The sequence below is a fragment of the Kitasatospora sp. NPDC041988 genome, from assembly GCF_055588525.1.
Genome location: NZ_JBVJCO010000040.1, coordinates 1 through 15,743 on the forward strand (window position 1 = coordinate 1; position 15,743 = coordinate 15,743).

Annotated in this window: 13 protein-coding genes; 6 read left to right on the forward strand and 7 right to left on the reverse strand. The window is 73.9% G+C overall.

Translation table 11 applies throughout. The features are described 5' to 3' along the window. Nucleotides 1-128: 128 nt before the first annotated feature. The 4 genes from ACZ6NC_RS31345 to ACZ6NC_RS31360 form a co-directional block, all read right to left on the reverse strand. Nucleotides 129-1,508: a condensation domain-containing protein gene (locus tag ACZ6NC_RS31345; protein WP_465737227.1), complete on the reverse strand. Its 1,380-nt coding sequence runs from the start codon at nucleotides 1,506-1,508 to the stop codon at nucleotides 129-131. Between the two features lie 213 nt (nucleotides 1,509-1,721). Continuing rightward, complete coding sequence (locus tag ACZ6NC_RS31350) at nucleotides 1,722-2,633, reverse strand: NUDIX hydrolase (RefSeq protein ID WP_465737228.1); 912 nt, start codon at nucleotides 2,631-2,633, stop codon at nucleotides 1,722-1,724. A gap of 100 nt (nucleotides 2,634-2,733) precedes the next feature. Beyond that, complete coding sequence (locus ACZ6NC_RS31355) at nucleotides 2,734-3,216, reverse strand: NUDIX domain-containing protein (RefSeq protein ID WP_465737229.1); 483 nt, start codon at nucleotides 3,214-3,216, stop codon at nucleotides 2,734-2,736. Nucleotides 3,217-3,738: 522 nt separating this feature from the next. After that, nucleotides 3,739-6,330, reverse strand: coding sequence for a helix-turn-helix domain-containing protein (locus tag ACZ6NC_RS31360; RefSeq protein WP_465737230.1), 2,592 nt, complete (start codon nucleotides 6,328-6,330; stop codon nucleotides 3,739-3,741). 485 nt (nucleotides 6,331-6,815) lie between these two features. Here ACZ6NC_RS31360 and ACZ6NC_RS31365 point away from each other — a divergent pair, with 485 nt between their 5' ends. From ACZ6NC_RS31365 to ACZ6NC_RS31380, 4 genes are all read left to right on the forward strand, one after another. Further along, nucleotides 6,816-7,634 carry a trypsin-like peptidase domain-containing protein gene (locus tag ACZ6NC_RS31365; protein ID WP_465737231.1) on the forward strand — a complete coding sequence of 273 codons (819 nt, stop codon included), beginning with the start codon at nucleotides 6,816-6,818 and terminating at the stop codon, nucleotides 7,632-7,634. A 69-nt stretch (nucleotides 7,635-7,703) separates the two neighbouring features. Next, a complete protein-coding gene (locus ACZ6NC_RS31370; RefSeq protein ID WP_465737232.1) occupies nucleotides 7,704-8,822 on the forward strand; it encodes an alpha/beta hydrolase in 1,119 nt (372 codons plus the stop codon). 175 nt (nucleotides 8,823-8,997) lie between these two features. After that, entirely contained in the window at nucleotides 8,998-9,393 is a 396-nt protein-coding gene (locus ACZ6NC_RS31375; protein ID WP_465737233.1) for a hypothetical protein, read from the forward strand. 29 nt (nucleotides 9,394-9,422) lie between these two features. Further along, nucleotides 9,423-10,070: a hypothetical protein gene (locus ACZ6NC_RS31380; protein WP_465737234.1), complete on the forward strand. Its 648-nt coding sequence runs from the start codon at nucleotides 9,423-9,425 to the stop codon at nucleotides 10,068-10,070. 182 nt (nucleotides 10,071-10,252) lie between these two features. On the opposite strand, the gene ACZ6NC_RS31385 is transcribed toward ACZ6NC_RS31380, so the two are convergent. Further along, nucleotides 10,253-11,062 (reverse strand): class I SAM-dependent methyltransferase, encoded by an 810-nt coding sequence (locus tag ACZ6NC_RS31385; RefSeq protein ID WP_465737235.1) that lies wholly within the window; start codon nucleotides 11,060-11,062, stop codon nucleotides 10,253-10,255. Nucleotides 11,063-11,473: 411 nt separating this feature from the next. Between ACZ6NC_RS31385 and ACZ6NC_RS31390 the strand changes: the two genes are divergently transcribed. After that, nucleotides 11,474-11,980, forward strand: a complete 507-nt coding sequence (locus ACZ6NC_RS31390) for a DinB family protein (protein WP_465737236.1) — start codon at nucleotides 11,474-11,476, stop codon at nucleotides 11,978-11,980. A 64-nt stretch (nucleotides 11,981-12,044) separates the two neighbouring features. Here ACZ6NC_RS31390 and ACZ6NC_RS31395 read toward each other — a convergent pair whose 3' ends face one another. Next, nucleotides 12,045-13,073 (reverse strand): MinD/ParA family ATP-binding protein, encoded by a 1,029-nt coding sequence (locus ACZ6NC_RS31395; protein ID WP_465737237.1) that lies wholly within the window; start codon nucleotides 13,071-13,073, stop codon nucleotides 12,045-12,047. Between the two features lie 190 nt (nucleotides 13,074-13,263). On the opposite strand from ACZ6NC_RS31395, the gene ACZ6NC_RS31400 reads away from it, so the two are divergent. Beyond that, nucleotides 13,264-14,802 (forward strand): hypothetical protein, encoded by a 1,539-nt coding sequence (locus ACZ6NC_RS31400; RefSeq protein WP_465737238.1) that lies wholly within the window; start codon nucleotides 13,264-13,266, stop codon nucleotides 14,800-14,802. A gap of 378 nt (nucleotides 14,803-15,180) precedes the next feature. Here ACZ6NC_RS31400 and ACZ6NC_RS31405 read toward each other — a convergent pair whose 3' ends face one another. Continuing rightward, a complete protein-coding gene (locus ACZ6NC_RS31405; RefSeq protein ID WP_465737239.1) occupies nucleotides 15,181-15,687 on the reverse strand; it encodes a hypothetical protein in 507 nt (168 codons plus the stop codon). Nucleotides 15,688-15,743: the final 56 nt, after the last annotated feature.

Genomic DNA, 15,743 nt, shown 5'->3' on the forward strand with positions numbered 1-15,743 from the left:
AGAGAAAGGAGCGGGGGGGCACGGAGGGGGGGGGGGGGGGGAGGGCGGGCGCCGTCCCCCCCCCCCCCCCCCCCCCCCCCCCCCCCCCCCCCCCCCCACGTCGCTGTGCGCCCCCGTGTGGGTGGCGGTCAGGGGCGGGTGGCGGTCAGGGTTCGGGCCTCGGTGACGACCAGCTCCTCGACGCCGTAGAGGAATCGTTCCATCCGGGGGCGGGGGAGTACTGAGCCGTCGGCCGTCATCGCCAGCTGGAGCGCGTCCGGGGTCTGGAGCGCGTCGAGGGCGTAGGTGAGGCCGGGGCGCGGCTCGAACTTCTTCGGCCGGCTGAGGGTGGTGCGGCTCGTGTCGAGGGGTTTGTCGGGGGTGGCGGTGGCCGCTGGCTCGGTGATCGCCGGTGGGAGCAGGTCGCGGGTGTCGTTGAAGATGCACGAGCGGTCGGCCGCCGGGCCGTGCTCGGCGGTCAGCCGGGCGATCTCCTCGTCCAGCAGCCGCTTGTTGTAGTACGCGTGCCGGTAGGTGGCGATCGAGGCGGCGTGCGTGCGGCGGACGACGGCGCCGAACTCGCCGTCCGCTTCCGGCAGATGGAGAATCCCGTCACCGGCCACCACGCTCACCGCGCCCGCGAGGCCCGGCAGGAAGCGGTTGTTGACGACGATCTGGAGCACGGCGTCGGACGAGCCCGCGAGCCGGGCCGTCATCACCGCCGTCGCGGCGAGCAGCACCGAGGAGGTGCTCACCCGGTGGCCGGCCGCGACGAGTTCGACCGCCCGGAGCAGCGCCGGAGAGCTGAGCACGACGTTCGGGAACGGCTGCGGATCGTCGTGCCTGGCCGGCGGGAAGAGGCGCGGCGGGCCCGAGCGCAGTTTGCGCAGGACATGCGCGCGGGCGTTGGCGTCGCGCCGTCGACCGCGCTCGGACTGCTGGAACTCGGCCTCTTCCAAGGGCTGTTGGGCGGGCCGGCCGGCCCGGATCGTCTCGGCGGACTCGCCCAGCGACAGCTCGGTGAGGTCCATCACCAGCCGGCCCATGCCCGCGCCGTCCACCGCCGTGTGCGACAGGACGAGCGACAGGTGCCGGACGAGACCGCCCGCCTCGACCAGGCCCACCCGGATCGGCCACTCGGTGGCGGAGTCGAACGGCAGGGCGGCCAGCTCGTCGTGCAATGCCGCACCGGCGGCGGTGAGTTCGGCGGCGCTGCCGTCGCTGTGGCGGGTGTGCACGGGCAGCCGGCCGTCCGGGTCGACGGTCTGCCGCAGCCGGCCCTCGCCGTCCGGGTGGAGCCTGGTGTGGAGGGAGTCGTGCAGGTGGAGCAGGTCCGCGAGAGCGCCGAGGACGACCGGCACCGGCAGGCCCGGGTCCAGCGGGGCGGCCGTCGTGATGTTGTAGCGCGGCGCGTCGGCGGCCGCCAGCCGGCCGACGGCGTCCCAGATGGCCTGCTGGCCCCAGGTGGCCGGTCCGGTTCCTGACCGGCCGGACGAGAAGGTGATCTCCAGCTGCTGACTCGTGGTCACCGTGAGGCTCTCCGATGTGCGGTTCTGGGCTCGGTGCGTGGTGCGTGATGCGTCGCGCTTCCGGGCGGGGCGGGAGGTGCGGTGGGAACCGGGTGCTGCCAGGGCAAGAGTCTGGCGCACCGCCCAGGTCGCGTCGAGCCTCGGAACACGGGCGCCCGCCACCGCCGTTCGGAGCCGCCCGGCCCGGCTGGGGGCCCGGCTCGACGGGGTGGTTCACGCGCGTCCGCCTCCGGGTACGGCGGTCGGGGCGGTTGCCGCACCGGCCTGGCCGAAGGCGCCGGAGTAGGTGCCGGTGACGGTCCGACCGGTGCTGCGGGCGTGCAGGGCCAGCCGGGCACGTTGGGCGCGGGATGGGCCGGCGGCCGCGTCCAGCTCGTCCGGGCCGAACCAGGCCCACTGGGTGATCTCTCCGTCCGCGCAGGAGAGTTGGACTCCGTCGGGGTCGAGCGTGCCGAAGTCGTGGACGAACTGGACGATCGGATGGTCCAGTCCGGGGGCCGGGTGCTGCCAGAACACCGCGAGGAGTACCCCGGCCGGCAGGTCGAGCCCGGTCTCCTCGCGTAGTTCCCGAGCCGCGCCCGTGCTGGACTGCTCGTGGTTGTCCAGGCCCCCGCCGGGGAAGCCCCACTGGTCGACGTCGTCCCCCTTGACCATCAGCAGCCGCCCGTCTGGCGCCGTGACCACGGCAGCGGTGCACGTCCACGACCGCGCGGTGGTGGCGAGCCACTGCGCGCGCGGAAGGTACGGGCGGGCCGGGGCGTGGGCCCGCAGGAAGGCGACGGCGGCCGGGCCGACGCCGGGCAGGCTGTCGGCGAAGAACCAGCCGTGGGTGGCGTGGTGGCCGAGGAGGAGCCGGCCGAGGTCGTCAGGGCCGGCGGGTACCACCCGGACCACGTGCTGCGGCCCGAGGCCGCTGCCGCGGTGGAGCCGGCCCACGGTGTCGCCGGCGGCGCCGGAGCGGCCGCAGGTCTCGCGCAGGGCGCGGACGGCGGCTTCCGCGGGCGCCTCACCGGGCAGCCGTACGGCGGAGGGCAGTTCCCACCAGCCGTCGGAGCGGCGCAGGAGCAGGATCCGGCCGATGCCGTCGGCGACGAGGGCGGCGGCGGTGGGTCCGTCGGTGTCCACGTGGGGTCCCTTCGGTGATGACGGAGTCGGGAGGAGGCTGGTGAGGGCTGCGACGAGGGCGACGGTCCGGGCAGCCCGGGCGTGCGGCTGCCGGGTGCGGTCAGCCGCCGACCAGCGAGTGGGGGGTGGCGCCGGCTGCCCAGCCGTGGGTCGAGAAGCCGCGGCCGCCGGAGAGGTAGGAGGTCAGGGCGGCGTGGGAGGTGGGGAACATCGGCAGTGGCAGCTTGCGGGCCGGTGACCAGAGCACGGCGAGGTGCTTGTCCGGTTCGGTGTTCGTCAACTCGCCTTCCCAGTGGGTTGCGAGGAAGACGCAGAGCATGAAGGGACCTTTGCCGTCCCACCCCTGGCGGACCTGGATCGTGTGCACGAGCCGAAGGTCTCCCGGGGCGATGACCAGGCCGGTCTCCTCGTACAGCTCCCGGGCGGCGGCCTCGTCGAGCACCTCGCCGACCTCGACCTTGCCGCCGGGGATCGTCCAGGCCGGCGTCCGGCTCCACGAGTCGTTCGCGTAGTGGACGGTGGCGATCCGGTCCTCCTTCTCATCGTGGACGATCACGGCCACGGCCTGGCGCAACGATTCCACGGTGCTACCTCCAAGGGCATTCGAGGGTTGGGGGATTCAGGCTCATCATGCGTAGCCGGCGACGGACAGGGTGCTGCCGCGGCCGATCTCGGTGAGGGCGTGGACGGTGTAGGGGGCGGTGCCCTCGGGCAGGCGGGTGTTCGAACAGCGGGTGGGCGGCCGACGGGTGCGGACGTCGGGCCTAAGTGGGCATGGGGGTGGCGGAGTTGCTGGGGCCTGGCGGACGGGAGGAGGCTGATGATGGTGCTGTTCGAATTCGGTGTTCAAGTGGTTTCGGTCCGGGCGCGCCCGGGTCGAACGGGTTGTTTTCGAGCACCCCGTGGCGTGGGTGGGAACGCCCGGCCGCCGGTCGCGGACGGCTGCGGAAGCTGCCGGAGCCCAGTGCGCAGGCGGCGAGCGCCTGTTCGAGGGCAGGCGCCGGACCGTGAGATGGGGCGCGGAGCTTGCGGCGGGCGTGTCCGGCGCCGGAATCACTCGTCCGAATGATCGGGCGGCGAAGGAGGTTTCGGGCAGCCGGCAGGGCTACGGGGAATCGGTCCGCGTCGCGGCCTCGCCCGCCCGCATCCGCGCCGCACCGGCGTCGGGCGCGTCCCCGCCCCGGGACGGCGGAAGGGGCGTCGACGCGGTGAAGGTGGCGGGGGCGTAGTGCGCGTGATGCAGGCGGTAGGCGTCGCCGAGATGGTGCTGGAGGCGGCTGTGGCGGAACTGGTGGACCGCGCCGGTCTGGCGGAGCACTCCCCGCCGGTAGGCGTCGTCCAGGAAGGCGACCGTGTCCCAGGGGAGGTTGCCGGTCATGGGCAGCCAGACGCGGCAGAAGATCACCCACTGGCCCCAGGCGGTGAACCCGAGGGCGTAGGAGAAGGTGCCGCCGAGCCCGCCCACCACTCCGATGAAGAGGCCGTCCGACAGCTGCCAGTTCATCGGCCCCAGGACTGGTTGCAGCAGCTCGACGACGAGGCGGCCGCCGAGTGCGATCGCGAGGGTGAGCGCCGGCACGAGGACGAGGACCTGCCGGCCCACCGTCGCGCGGTTGGCGGACAGGAGGCCGACCGGGGTCGCGGCGGAGGCGATGTCCAGGGGCGCTTCGAGCGCGGCCATCAGCCCGAAGACCAGTCCGGCCGCCGAACCGAAGATCAGTCCGAAGGCCAGCATGTTGATGAGCGTGCCCTCGATCACCGCGCCGTCGGCGAGCGAGACCCTGTTGTTCAGCGCGCGTTCCAGCGTGATGGCGCCGGCACAGCCGACGCCCATCACGAAGCCGCCCAGCAGCACCGCCCCGAACCGGGAGGTGAAGGTGCGCATCGGTCCGCGGCCGATGCGGGTGTGGTTGCCGGGCAGTCGCAGCCGGACCTGGGACGGTGCGAAGGCGCTGCTGCCGAACCTCACGATGAGCCAGTAGACCGATCCGAAGGCCAGGCCCGCGATCGGTCCCATCAGGGAGCCTTCCAGGACGATCCCGTCGAGGTCCGCGGCGAGGACGGAGCCGAACTGGTGGGCGATCAGGCCGACGGACCATTCGGCGAGGGTCACGGACAGCGCGCAGGTCAGCATGACGGCGAGGAGGCGGGTCGACGGCCGCACCGAGTCGCCGATCTTCCACCAGGCGAGGTCCTGCTGGTCGAGGTCGGGGAGCCGGGCCAGGTGGTGGGCGAGGTAGCCGAGCCAGCGCCGGACCCGTTCGGACCCGGGGTCCGAGTCGTGGTCGGACCGCCGGCGCGGGGGGCCGCCGGCGGCCCGTGCGGGGGCGAGGCGCCGGTAGACCGTGGGCACGAAGCCGGCCAGCAGGTGCTCCTCGAGCGCGTGCTGGGTGGGAAAGCGGGTGCTGTCCAGCAGTTCGGCCGGATCGGTGTCGGCGTTCTCGCTGTAGAGCGTCCGCGCCAGGATGACCATCAGCGGGGTGCTCAGGACGCCCGCGAGGTTCCTGCTCGCGGGGGTGTCCTGGGTGCGCAGCGCCTCCAGGACGGCGTCCCAGACGTTCCCGGACCCGTTCCGGTCTCCGAGGGTGTCGTCCCGGCCGCTTCCCCGGGCGTTGACGGGGCGGGAGGTGCGCGGCAGGTAGTCCGTGAGGTCGCCGGGGGTGAGGTCGACGAGTTCGATGCCGGCCGCCCAGACCAGCGGGGTCCCCGCCGCGTGCACCGCCTCGGCGAACTCCCCGCGGCGGCTGGTCAGCACGAGCGGCATCGACGTGGCGTTGAGCGCCTCCAGTGCGTGGGGCCGCAGGCCTTCGGCGATCTCGTCGAAGCCGTCCAGCACCGGCAGGAGCAGGTCGGCGTCGACCAGCGCGGCGGCCAGCGTCGAGCCGCTGGGGACCCGCCGGACCAGGTGGGGGTGGTCGCGCAGCAGCAGGTCGATCAGCCAGTCGCGCAAAGCGGTGGTCGTCGGGTCCCAGGACCCGAGGCTGAAGATCACCGGTACCCGGTCGGCGGCGGCCGGGGCGGCCAGGAGGTCCAGGACGAACCTGATCGTCAGGATGGACTTCCCCGACCCGCCCCGGCCGAGCACCACGAGCCGCCCGGACGGGATCCGCCGGTAGACCTCGGCCACCCCGCGCAGATCACCGCTGAGGTCCACCCCGTCGGACGCGGACCCGGGGGGAAGGCGCTGGATGTTCTCCGCGTGGTCCGTCAGCCCCGCAGGAGCAGGTTGCCAGCGCACCGGCAACGGGAACGGATCGTGGACGCGGCGCTGCTCCTCCTCGATCTGCCAGCGGCGCCTGACTTCGTTCGCCAATTCCGCGGTCGCCCCGGCGAGCGCGTCCGGAATCCGCGGGAAAGGTGCCGGAAAGGGAGCGTGACCGGAAGCCGGTTCGGAATCGGCAAGGTATTCCGGAGCCAGGTCCCGGGCGGACTCAGGACCAGACCCGGAAAACGGTTCGGGAATCGTCTCTGACGATGCATTCGCGAGTGTGGCCGCCAGCAGCAGGCGATCCTCGGGCCCTACGCCGAGAGCGTCCGCCAGCAGATTGACCGTACCCAGCCGGTGATCGGCGGACTTTCCGGTCTCCAGTCTGCGGATGGTGCGGACGCTCACCCCCGACCGCTCCGCCACCTGTTCCTGTGTCAGCCCTGACTGCTTGCGCAGCCGGCGCAACAGTGTGCCGAGCTGATCCGCCACGTCGGCGCCCTCTTTCCCCGCGAGTACGGCCTGCGAGGAGCCTACCGTGACGACCGGTCATATGTGGCCGGTGCCATGGCCTGTCCTGCGACCTGCGCGAACGCCAGCATCGGTGGTGTCCGGTCGCCGGCCCAACCCGGAGTGAGGAGTCGATATGGCCTACCGCCACTGGTGCGGTGAGTGCGGGTACAAGACGGCGTGGCTCCCCCGGGCGGAGAGCGAGGAGCAGCAGATCCTGCACTACGCCAAACAGCACCCCGGAATTCCTCCGGGGGGCAGTGTGGAGGTCAGTCGCAGTGACCCGGGCGGAGGCCCGGGATGTCTGCCGGTCCTGGGAATCGCGGTTCTGCTGCTGATTCTCGCTGCTTCGTGCCGTCGTTGACGCCGGATTCCGTCGACCGAATTCGTCCGAGCAGGCCGGACTTCCGGGTGGAGGTGCGACCGGCACCCCGCCCGCTTTCGGCCCCACACAGGAGAGTGATCGTATGCTTCGCGAAATACGTGCCCTCGGCCTCGCCGTCGTCCTGGCGGGAATGGCTCTCGCCACCGCGCCGTCCGCCGGCGCGGCAACTCCCGCCCGCACCACCGCCTCCACCGGCACCACCGCCTCCGTGGGCGCCGCCGCGGACACGCGCACGCCCATCGGCGGCGGCACCGGCATCATCTTCCGCATGGCGCCGAGCCCGGAGAACCCGCAGAGCTACTACGTCTGCACCCTCACCGCCGTCGGCCGTGACACCGCCGGCAACCTGGTGGCCCTGACCAACGCCCACTGTTTCATCGACGAGCAGGGAAACAAGCTCGTCGGCTCGCCGGTGTACCGGGACACCTCGCCCGCCGGGACGGCGTTCTCCCCGGCGCCGCTCACCGCCAGCCGGCCCGACCTGGCGACGGGGGCGATCGGCGAGGTGACGTACGTCAGCACGCCCAACAACCTGCTCAACAACGGCCCCAAGGGGCTCGACTACGCGGTGATCAAGCTGGACGAGAGCCGGGTGGCGGCCACCGACACCGTCGGCGGCGTGACCATCAAGTCGATCGGCGCCCCGCCGGCGGTGGGGACGCGCATGTGCAAGGAGGGCCACCGGACCGGTCTGACCTGCGGCATGAGGATCGGCACCAACGGCATCTGGTTCACCCACCTGATCTGGACCGACGGCGGCGACTCCGGCTCCCCGGTCGTCTCCGGCACGACGCTGGTCGGCAACGCCTGGGGCATCCAGCACAGTTCGCCGATCCTGAGCATCATCGACGAGCTGAACGCCAACGGCGGCGTCGGCGCCGGCTTCCACCTGGCCGGCTGACCACTGCCCGACCCTGCGACTGCTTTTGCGATTCACCCTCCGACTCACCCTCACGGAGAGAGAACCCTCATGACCTCCCTGCTGTCCGGTGCGCGCGTGCGCGCCGCGATGCGCGCCACCGCAGCCGCCGCCGCGACGGCGCTGGCGGCAACGGTGATCGCCTTCACCGGGCCGGCCGCGCACGCCGACGCGCAGGCCGACGCGCCTGCCGTGCCGGTCTTCGCCGACGGCTACGGCCTGACCCAGGTCGCCGGCGCCACCGAAGTCCACTCCGACACCGACTTCACGATCACCGTGACCACCGGACAGCTGTCCGGCCGGCACAGGATCCGGATCTTCCTGCCCAGCGGCTACGCCGCCGAGCCCGGGAAGCGCTGGCCGGTGGCGTACTTCCTGCACGGCGGTGGCGGCAACGTGGACGATGCCGCGGCGGCGCCGGCCCTGCACTCGGACTCGATGATCACGGTCGTCCCGGACGGCGGCTTGAAGGGCTGGTACGCGAACTGGCTCATGCAGAACACCGTCCTCGGCGCGGCGAACTGGGAGACCTTCCACCTCAACCAGGTCGTCCCCTTCATCGACGCCAACCTGCGCACCATCGCCGACCGGGGCCACCGGGGCATCGTCGGCCTGTCGATGGGCGGCTACGGCGCGCTGCACTACGCGGAGGCCCGCCCGGACCTGTTCGGGCAGGTCGCCGCACTCTCCGGCGGCATCGACTTCGGCATGGCGGAGATCCGCGGGGTCGTCCTGGCCACCGAACTCAACCTCACCGGCGTGTGGTGCGCGCTGAGCACCTCCACCCCCTCCGGCACCGGACAGTGCACCGGCTACGGCCCCTACGTCGACAGCGACGCGATCTTCGGCTCGCCGTACCCCGTCTTCAACGCGGACCACGTCTGGAACGAGGTCGATCCCGCCGCCAAGGCCAACCTGGCCAAGCTCACCGGCGCGGGGATCACGCTCTACACCGGCAACCAAGGTGCCATCGACCACTTCACCGAGATCGCCTCCAACAACGTCAAGACCCGCCTCGACCAGCTGGGACTCCCCAGCACCCTGGTCGACTACGGCAACGGGGCGTCCCTGGACCCCGGTTGCAACGGCGGCCACAACTACGGCTGCTGGGCGCCCGCGCTCGCGGACTACATCCCCCGGCTCGGGGCCGCGTTCGCCGCGGCGGGCTGACCCACGGACGGAGGGCCTGCGCCCGACCGCCGCTCCGCGTCATCGCGCGGAGCGGCGGTCGGGGGCCCACGGCCGCCTCACCGCACCGCGAAGCACGAAGCACGAAGCACACGAAGCACGGACCCACCACATACGAACGCGCAGAGCTGTGAAGCTGCGAAGAAGCGAGGATTCCATGGACGATCTGATGCACAAGCTGGTTTCGGGTGCCCTCAGCGGTGGGCTGATCGCACTGGTCGGGGGGCTCAGCGTCCTGGTCCGCCGGAGGCGGGTCGCCAGGGCGGAGGCTGCCGCACCGGCCCCGGTCGAGGACGTTTCGCAGGCGCTGCTGCGGCAGGCCCAGGAGGCCGACCGGAGGCGCGAGGTGCTGGCCGCGCAGGCCGGCCCCGCCGATGCGCTCGACCCGGCCCGGGCCGCCGCCGATCTCTGGCGCCGGCTCACCGAGGTGCGGCAGGGGCGGTTCCAGGCCGAACGGCAGGCAGCCCTGACGCGGCTCGGTGAACTGCTCGCCGCCGCCGGCCGGCCGGACGAGGCGGCGCGAGTCCGCCAGGAGATCGTCGGGCTCGGCTGACACGCCCGACCGAAAGCGAGGAGACCCCCATGCCCGCAGCACTCTGGACCGGCCGGGACGCCGACCCGGACCGCGTGACCGCCGACCTCACCCGGGCGCTCGGCCGTGAACTCGGCCTCGACCGGCCGCCGGTGGCCGCAACGCTCCCACCCGACAGCACCGGTGTCCCGGCCGGTAGCCTGCTGCCGCCGCGCGAGCGGTTCAGCGGAATGCCCGCACCGACACTCTGCTACGCCTACGTGGACGCCCAGGCACCGAGGCCGTTCGAGCTGCGCGCCTCGCTGATGACCGGGCGGGCCGCGCTCCGCCGCAGCCTGGGGCTGGGCCAGCTCCTCTACGCCGTGCCGCTGAGCCGGTCACCGTCCTCCCGGACCGCCCTGAGCGCGCCCCGGCGCCTCGGCCCGTCCGCCTTCGAGGGCGACGCCGAGGCCGCCCGCCGTCTGAACGCGGACCGCGAGCTGGTCGCGGACGCCAATGCGCTCACCCCCCTGGAGGCCGGGCCGGACACCTCGCACACCTGGTCGATCGAACGGCTGCTGGCGGTCGAGCCACTGCCCCGGGCCGCCGGGTCGGTCCTGATCCTGCGCACCCTCCACCGCCCCGCCGTCCGCGGATGGTCGCTCTGCTCCGATGCCGTGCTGAACCTGGCAGCCCGCATCGAAGCCGCCCTCGGCTGAGCCCGGCGGGACGCGCGCGCTCGGCCGGGGCGGAGCCGCACGGCCCGGGCGGCCGGGGCGCTTCCGGCCCGGTTCGAGGCGCCGGCGCCAGACCTCCAGAGGGCCAGACCTCCACGGGGCCGGGCCCGTGAGAGTCGGCAGGCGCCCGGTAGTTCCCCGTGGACGGAGCGAGCCCGCCGTGGTCACACCCGGTCGGCGGTCACCAGGTGGTAGTCGAGCAGGCCGCTCTGCCAGGCGGTGAGGAAGTTGCGCGTCCAGTGGCCGGGCGGGACGGTGTCCTTCAGGTAGCGGTCGAGGCCGGGCCAGACGCTCGCGCCGATCGACTCGGTGGTGACGTTCCCGAAGCCGGCGGCGGCGAGATCGGCGGTGAAGGCCTTGAGCGGGTGAGCCACGTCCAGGCCGTCGGCGAAGCTGGCGAGCATGATGCTCAGCCGCTCGGCGACCTCCGGGCCGGAACTGAAGAACGTCGTCACCACCAGCCGCCCGCCGGGCCGCAGCACCCGGGCCGCCTCGTGAGCGAAGCCGGTCAGCTCGCGGAAGTGCTGGGCCGCCTCGACGGAGTACAAGCCGTCCAGCGAGCCGTCCGCGAACGGCAGTTCGTCGGCGGCGCCGAGCGTGTAGGCCAGCCGGTCCGGGAACGTCGCCAGCGCCTTGGCGTTGACGGTCCGGGCGCGTTCGACCTGGTCCGGATGGATGTCCACGCCGGTCACCGCGGCGAACCGGAACTCCCGCATCGCCAGCGCCGCACCCAGCCCGCGCCCGCAGCCAACCTCGGCCAGCCGCAGCTGCTCGGCCGGTGCCGGAAAGGCGCGCAGTACCCGCCGGTACAGCTGCTCCTGGCTGCGCACCCGGTCCTCGGGGGTCGGTGACGTGGTGTCGATCCCGTGCCAGTCGCCGAAGTTGATGAAGCCGCCGGCGAAGCTGGCCGCCAGGGCGAGATCGCCGGGGCCGTAGGTCTGTCGTACGGTGGCGGGAATGCGGTCGTGGTTCATGGGTTGCTCGGTCTCCTCGCGGGTCGCCGCCCGGGGCCTCGGGCGTGCGCCGCGGTACGTACCCAGACGGGATCGTGGCCGAACACCACTCCAGGGTGGACTTGTGCGGACAACCGGGCAGGCCAGGCGGGTGTTGATGTGACCGGACGATGAGCATCCCAGTGATGTGCGGGTCGACGGCCGGGCGCCCCGCAGGTTCCCGGTGGCCCTCGGCGGCGGCCTGGCGAGGGCGGCGGTGACCGGGCCGCCGACTCCGCCCGCGCGCCTCCGGCGCTCCGTCCACGGACCGGGAACCTCGGCTCCCCGGAATCGGGTGGACACCGGGGCCCGGCAGGTACTAGAGCTACTGGAGGCAAGGGACGGGAGGCGTGTGCCGCAGGGGCGGCGCCACCGGGGAGGACAGGAGACCGAATGGCCACCGAACGGATCGCGCCACCGCTGACCGGGGGCGAGCGCGAGATGCTGCGCGCCTTCCTGGACTACCACCGGGCGACGCTCGCGATGAAGTGCGACGGGCTGACCGACGACCAGCTGCGGCTGCAGTCGAGCCCGCCGTCCACGCTGTCCCTGCTCGGGCTGGTCCGGCACATGGCCGAGGTCGAGCGGACGTGGTTCCGCCGGGTCATCGACAAGGAGGACGTCCCGTTCGTCTGGTCCCCGGAGCGCGACTACCAGGCCGCGTACGACGCGCGGGGCGCCGACCGGGCGGAGGCGTTCGCGGCCTGGCAGGAGGAGGTCGAGCACGCCCGCCGGATCGAGCGGGAGGCGGAGTCGCTGGACGTGACGGGCTACATGCCGAAGTGGGAGGCGGATGTCTCGCTGCGCCTGGTGATGCTGCACCTCATCCACGAGTACGCCCGCCACAACGGGCACGCCGACTTCCTGCGCGAGTCGATCGACGGTGAGGTGGGGGCGTAGCGCGAGGCCGCTGCCCGGGCGGGCCGTGCCCGGAATGGCCAACGGCCGGGCAGCGCAGGGCGGTTCACCAGCCGGTGGGCCGGCCCGCGCGCCAGAGGTCGGCGCCGACCAGGGCGGCCAGCTCGCGTACGGCCGCGCGGGTGCGGTGGCCGAGCCGGCGGGGGTCGAACTCGGCGCCCGCCGCCAGGTGGTCGTCGAACGGCAGCTCCACCACGCCCCGGCAGCGTGCGCCGAAGTACGCCCGCAGGTCGGCAGGGTCGATCAGGCGGGCGGTCCCGCGTACCGCCGAGATCACGGTGATCGAGCGCTCGGCCAGCTCCCCGTGGCCGTGCGCGTGCAGCCAGTCGAGGGTTGCGGCCGCGCTGCCGGCGCCGTCCGCGCTCGGGGTGGTGGCGAGGATCAACTGGTCGGCCAGGACGAGGACTCCGCGCATCGGGTCGTCCAGCAGGCCGGTGCCGGAGTCGGTGAGCGTGATCGGGTACCGCTGCGCGAGCAGCTCCAGGGCGGCGCGGTAGTCGGCGTCGGAGAGTGTCCCCGGGCGGTCCGGTCCGGCGAGCACCGCGAGACCGCTCGGTGTCGGTGAGACGTACCGGTCGAGGTCGACGAGGTGGCGGGCTGCCGCGAGGCCGGTGATCCCCGCTGTCGTCCGTTGCCGGACCCGGCGGCCCAGCGATCCGGCGTGCGAGCCCGCGTCGACCGCCACGACGGGCTCGCCGCGCTCGGCGGCCAGCATCGCGCCCAGGGCGAGCACCAGGGAGGTCTTGCCGACGCCACCCTTGGCGCCCACCACGGCTACCCGCCAACTCCCGTGCAGCGGTGACCTGATGAGCCTCAGCTGCTCCCGGCCCCGGCGTTCGCCGGTGCGCAGGCGGTCCAGCACACTGCGCCGCGGGGCGGGGGCGGGGGCTTGTGCGGGGGCGGGGGCTTGTGCGGGGGCCGGTACGGAGGCCGGTGCGGCGAGAGGGGTCGGGTGGGGAGCCTGATGCAGCGCCAGTGGCAGTGACAGCGATGGCGGTGCCGATGGCGGTGGCGGCAGGATCCGGGTGCCGAAAGCGTCGAGGGGCGGTGCGGGGGCGGGGGCGGCGGTCCTCACGATGTCTCCTTCGGGCGCGGTCTGCGGCGTACTCTCCTTACCCGGCTCTACGGGACGTCGGCGCAGGTCAGTTCACCGACCGGGCGCCCGGCCGGTGTTGAACCCGGGGCCGGTACTCCGCCGTGGACGGGGGAGACGTGGCCCGGGGCCGCGCCACCGGTTGTCGGTGGGGGCTGGAATGATCCACTTCATGAGCGACCCGACCTCCTCCGTCTCCTGGAGCACCGACCTGCCCGCCACCGTCGAGCTCGTGCGGACGCTGCACGACCTCGACTGGGGCGGCTGGGGCCGGCCCGACGTCGAGCGGCTGGTGGCGGAGCACGCGGACTGGAAGATCCGGCGGGAGTTCCAGGACGGCGTGGTCCTCGGCCTGCAGCCCCGCGAGATGTTCCAGCCCGCCGGCCCCGAGCTGCACTTCGAAACGGTCGTACCCAAGCAGCCCCGCTACCGGCTCGCCCGGCTGTCGCTGCTCGGATTCCGGCTCCCCTGGTCCGCCGAGGAGCGCCGCGCGGAGCTGAAGCGGCTCTCCGCCGCGCTGGCGGCCGTCGGCACACCGACGGCCGTCCCCACCGCGGCCGACGGCTTCGGCCTGCGCTGGCAGTCCGCAGACCGCACCATGCTGCTCCAGGCCAACGACCGCCGCGCCTGGCTGGCCGTCCACCCCGTGGCCGCCTCGGCCGAGCACGTCAGCCCCGAACTCCCGGCCGTGATAGCCGCGTTCGCCCCGCTGCTGCACGACGCGCCCCTGGGAGTCCACGACGGTGAGGCCGTGGCCCGGCTCGCCACCGGCGTCCCCGGCTGGACCCTCGACGTCACGGAGACCCACGCCGAGCTCCGCACCGCCGACCCGGCCTGCACGCCCGTCCTCCTCGGCCTCGGCCGAGCGCCCGGCCGCTTCGACCGGCTGACCCTGCACCGCTTCGAGGAGGCGCCCACGCTGGAACACCGGCGGGACGTCTTCGGTGACATCTACCGCGCCACCTGCGGCGTCCTCGGCGAGCCGACCCTCTACGGCGGCGGCCCCGCCGGCCCGGACGCGCGCTGGCGCGAGGCGGGCGAGTCCGCCGCCCGGGTGCTGCGCCTGCGTGCCGACCGGCGGAGCGTCTGGCTGGAGGCCGCCCCGGCGGAGGAGGTCGAGGAGGAGGAACACGCCACCTTCGAATACGGCGGTCCGAGCGGCGGCCCCGACGGGCGGAGCGACTTCCCCCTGCTGCCCTACAGCTGGCAGCTCCACCTGCACGGCCCCGGCGACCTCGCGACCTACCTCCCCGGCGGGCGCCTCGCCGGCACCCTGCCGCACCTGCGCGAGGGTCTGGAGCTGCTGCTGGCCGCCTGGATCGAGCAGCTGCCCGTCCAGCGCCCGGGCGAGAAGGTCACCTTCTCCCTCGCCGACCGCCGGATCAGCGGCGGGCTCTCCTTCGCCTACGACACGAACAAGGGCAAGGGAATCCTGCTCCGGGTCGGCTCGCGCCCCGGAGACCCGGAGGCCGTCGCGCAGGCGATGGCGGCGGACGGCTGGCAGCCCTCCGGCACCCGGTGGAAGGCCGAGTTCAAGGCGCCGACGGCGAGCACCGCCGCCGAGGTCGCCACCCTGATCACCGCCGAACTCGCCGCCCGCGGCATCACCGACCCCCAGCAGGGTCTGACCGCCCGGCGCGTCGGCATCGGCAACACCCATGGCGCCCAGGGGTTCTTCCGCGCGACGGGCCTGGGCATCGAGTCGGCGTAAGGCCCGGCCTCAGGGCGGTGCGGGCGACCGGCCGGAGGGCGGCCCGGGCGACGGGTTCGCGGAACCGGTGAACCGTGGGGGCACCCCCGTCCGTAGTACGGGGTGGCGGCACTGCCACCGGCGCCCGATCCCCCGTGCGGGCGCCGGTTCAGCCGCCCGGGAGCGCGGACCACCCTCCCCGGGGCGGGCCACCCTCCGGGGCGGACCACCCGCCTGGGCCTCCGGCCCGCCCGGTCCCCTCCGACTTCCGCGCCCTGGCGGGAGGCGGGATCGGGACGCTCCGGCGGCCGTCCTTGTGGGAGGGCGGCCGCCGGAGCCCTCGCGCGCCGCGGCGTCACCTCCGGAGCCCTTGCGCGCCGCGGCGTCACCGCCCGAGCCTCACCACCCGAGCAGGAACGCCCCCTGCGCCAGGCCCGCCAGCACGGCCCCGGCCGCCACCTCCGGCGCGACGGGCTCGGCGTCCACCGCGTGCCGGTCCGGCAGGCCCGGTTCGGCCGGCGCACCCGCCGGCCGCAGCACCACGTAGTGCAGGGCCGCCCCGGTGGTGCGGCTCTCGCGGCGGAAGGCGTCCAGCGTCGTCGCCTCGACCGCCGCCTCCACCACCACCTGGTACCCGCCGGTGGCGAACGCGAAGGCGGCCTGCGCCGTGGCGGCCAGCGCCGTCGTGTTCTGCCGCCGTGCCTCCGGCAGGTGCGCCGGGACGTAGCCCTGCCGGACCGCCCGCTGGAAGTCGTCCGCCCGCAGGTGCACGCTCGGGTGGAGGGCGTCCGCCAGCAGGGGCGCAATCGTGCCGCTCCCGACCCCGGCCGGGTCGGCGAGCACGACCACCCCGCCGGCGCCCCGGCCGCCCCCGATCTCCGGCCCACCTACGGTCGTACGGTTCACGGCTGCTGATCCCTTCGCGGGCCGGGGGCGGACGGGGTGCCGGGGCGGGTCGGACC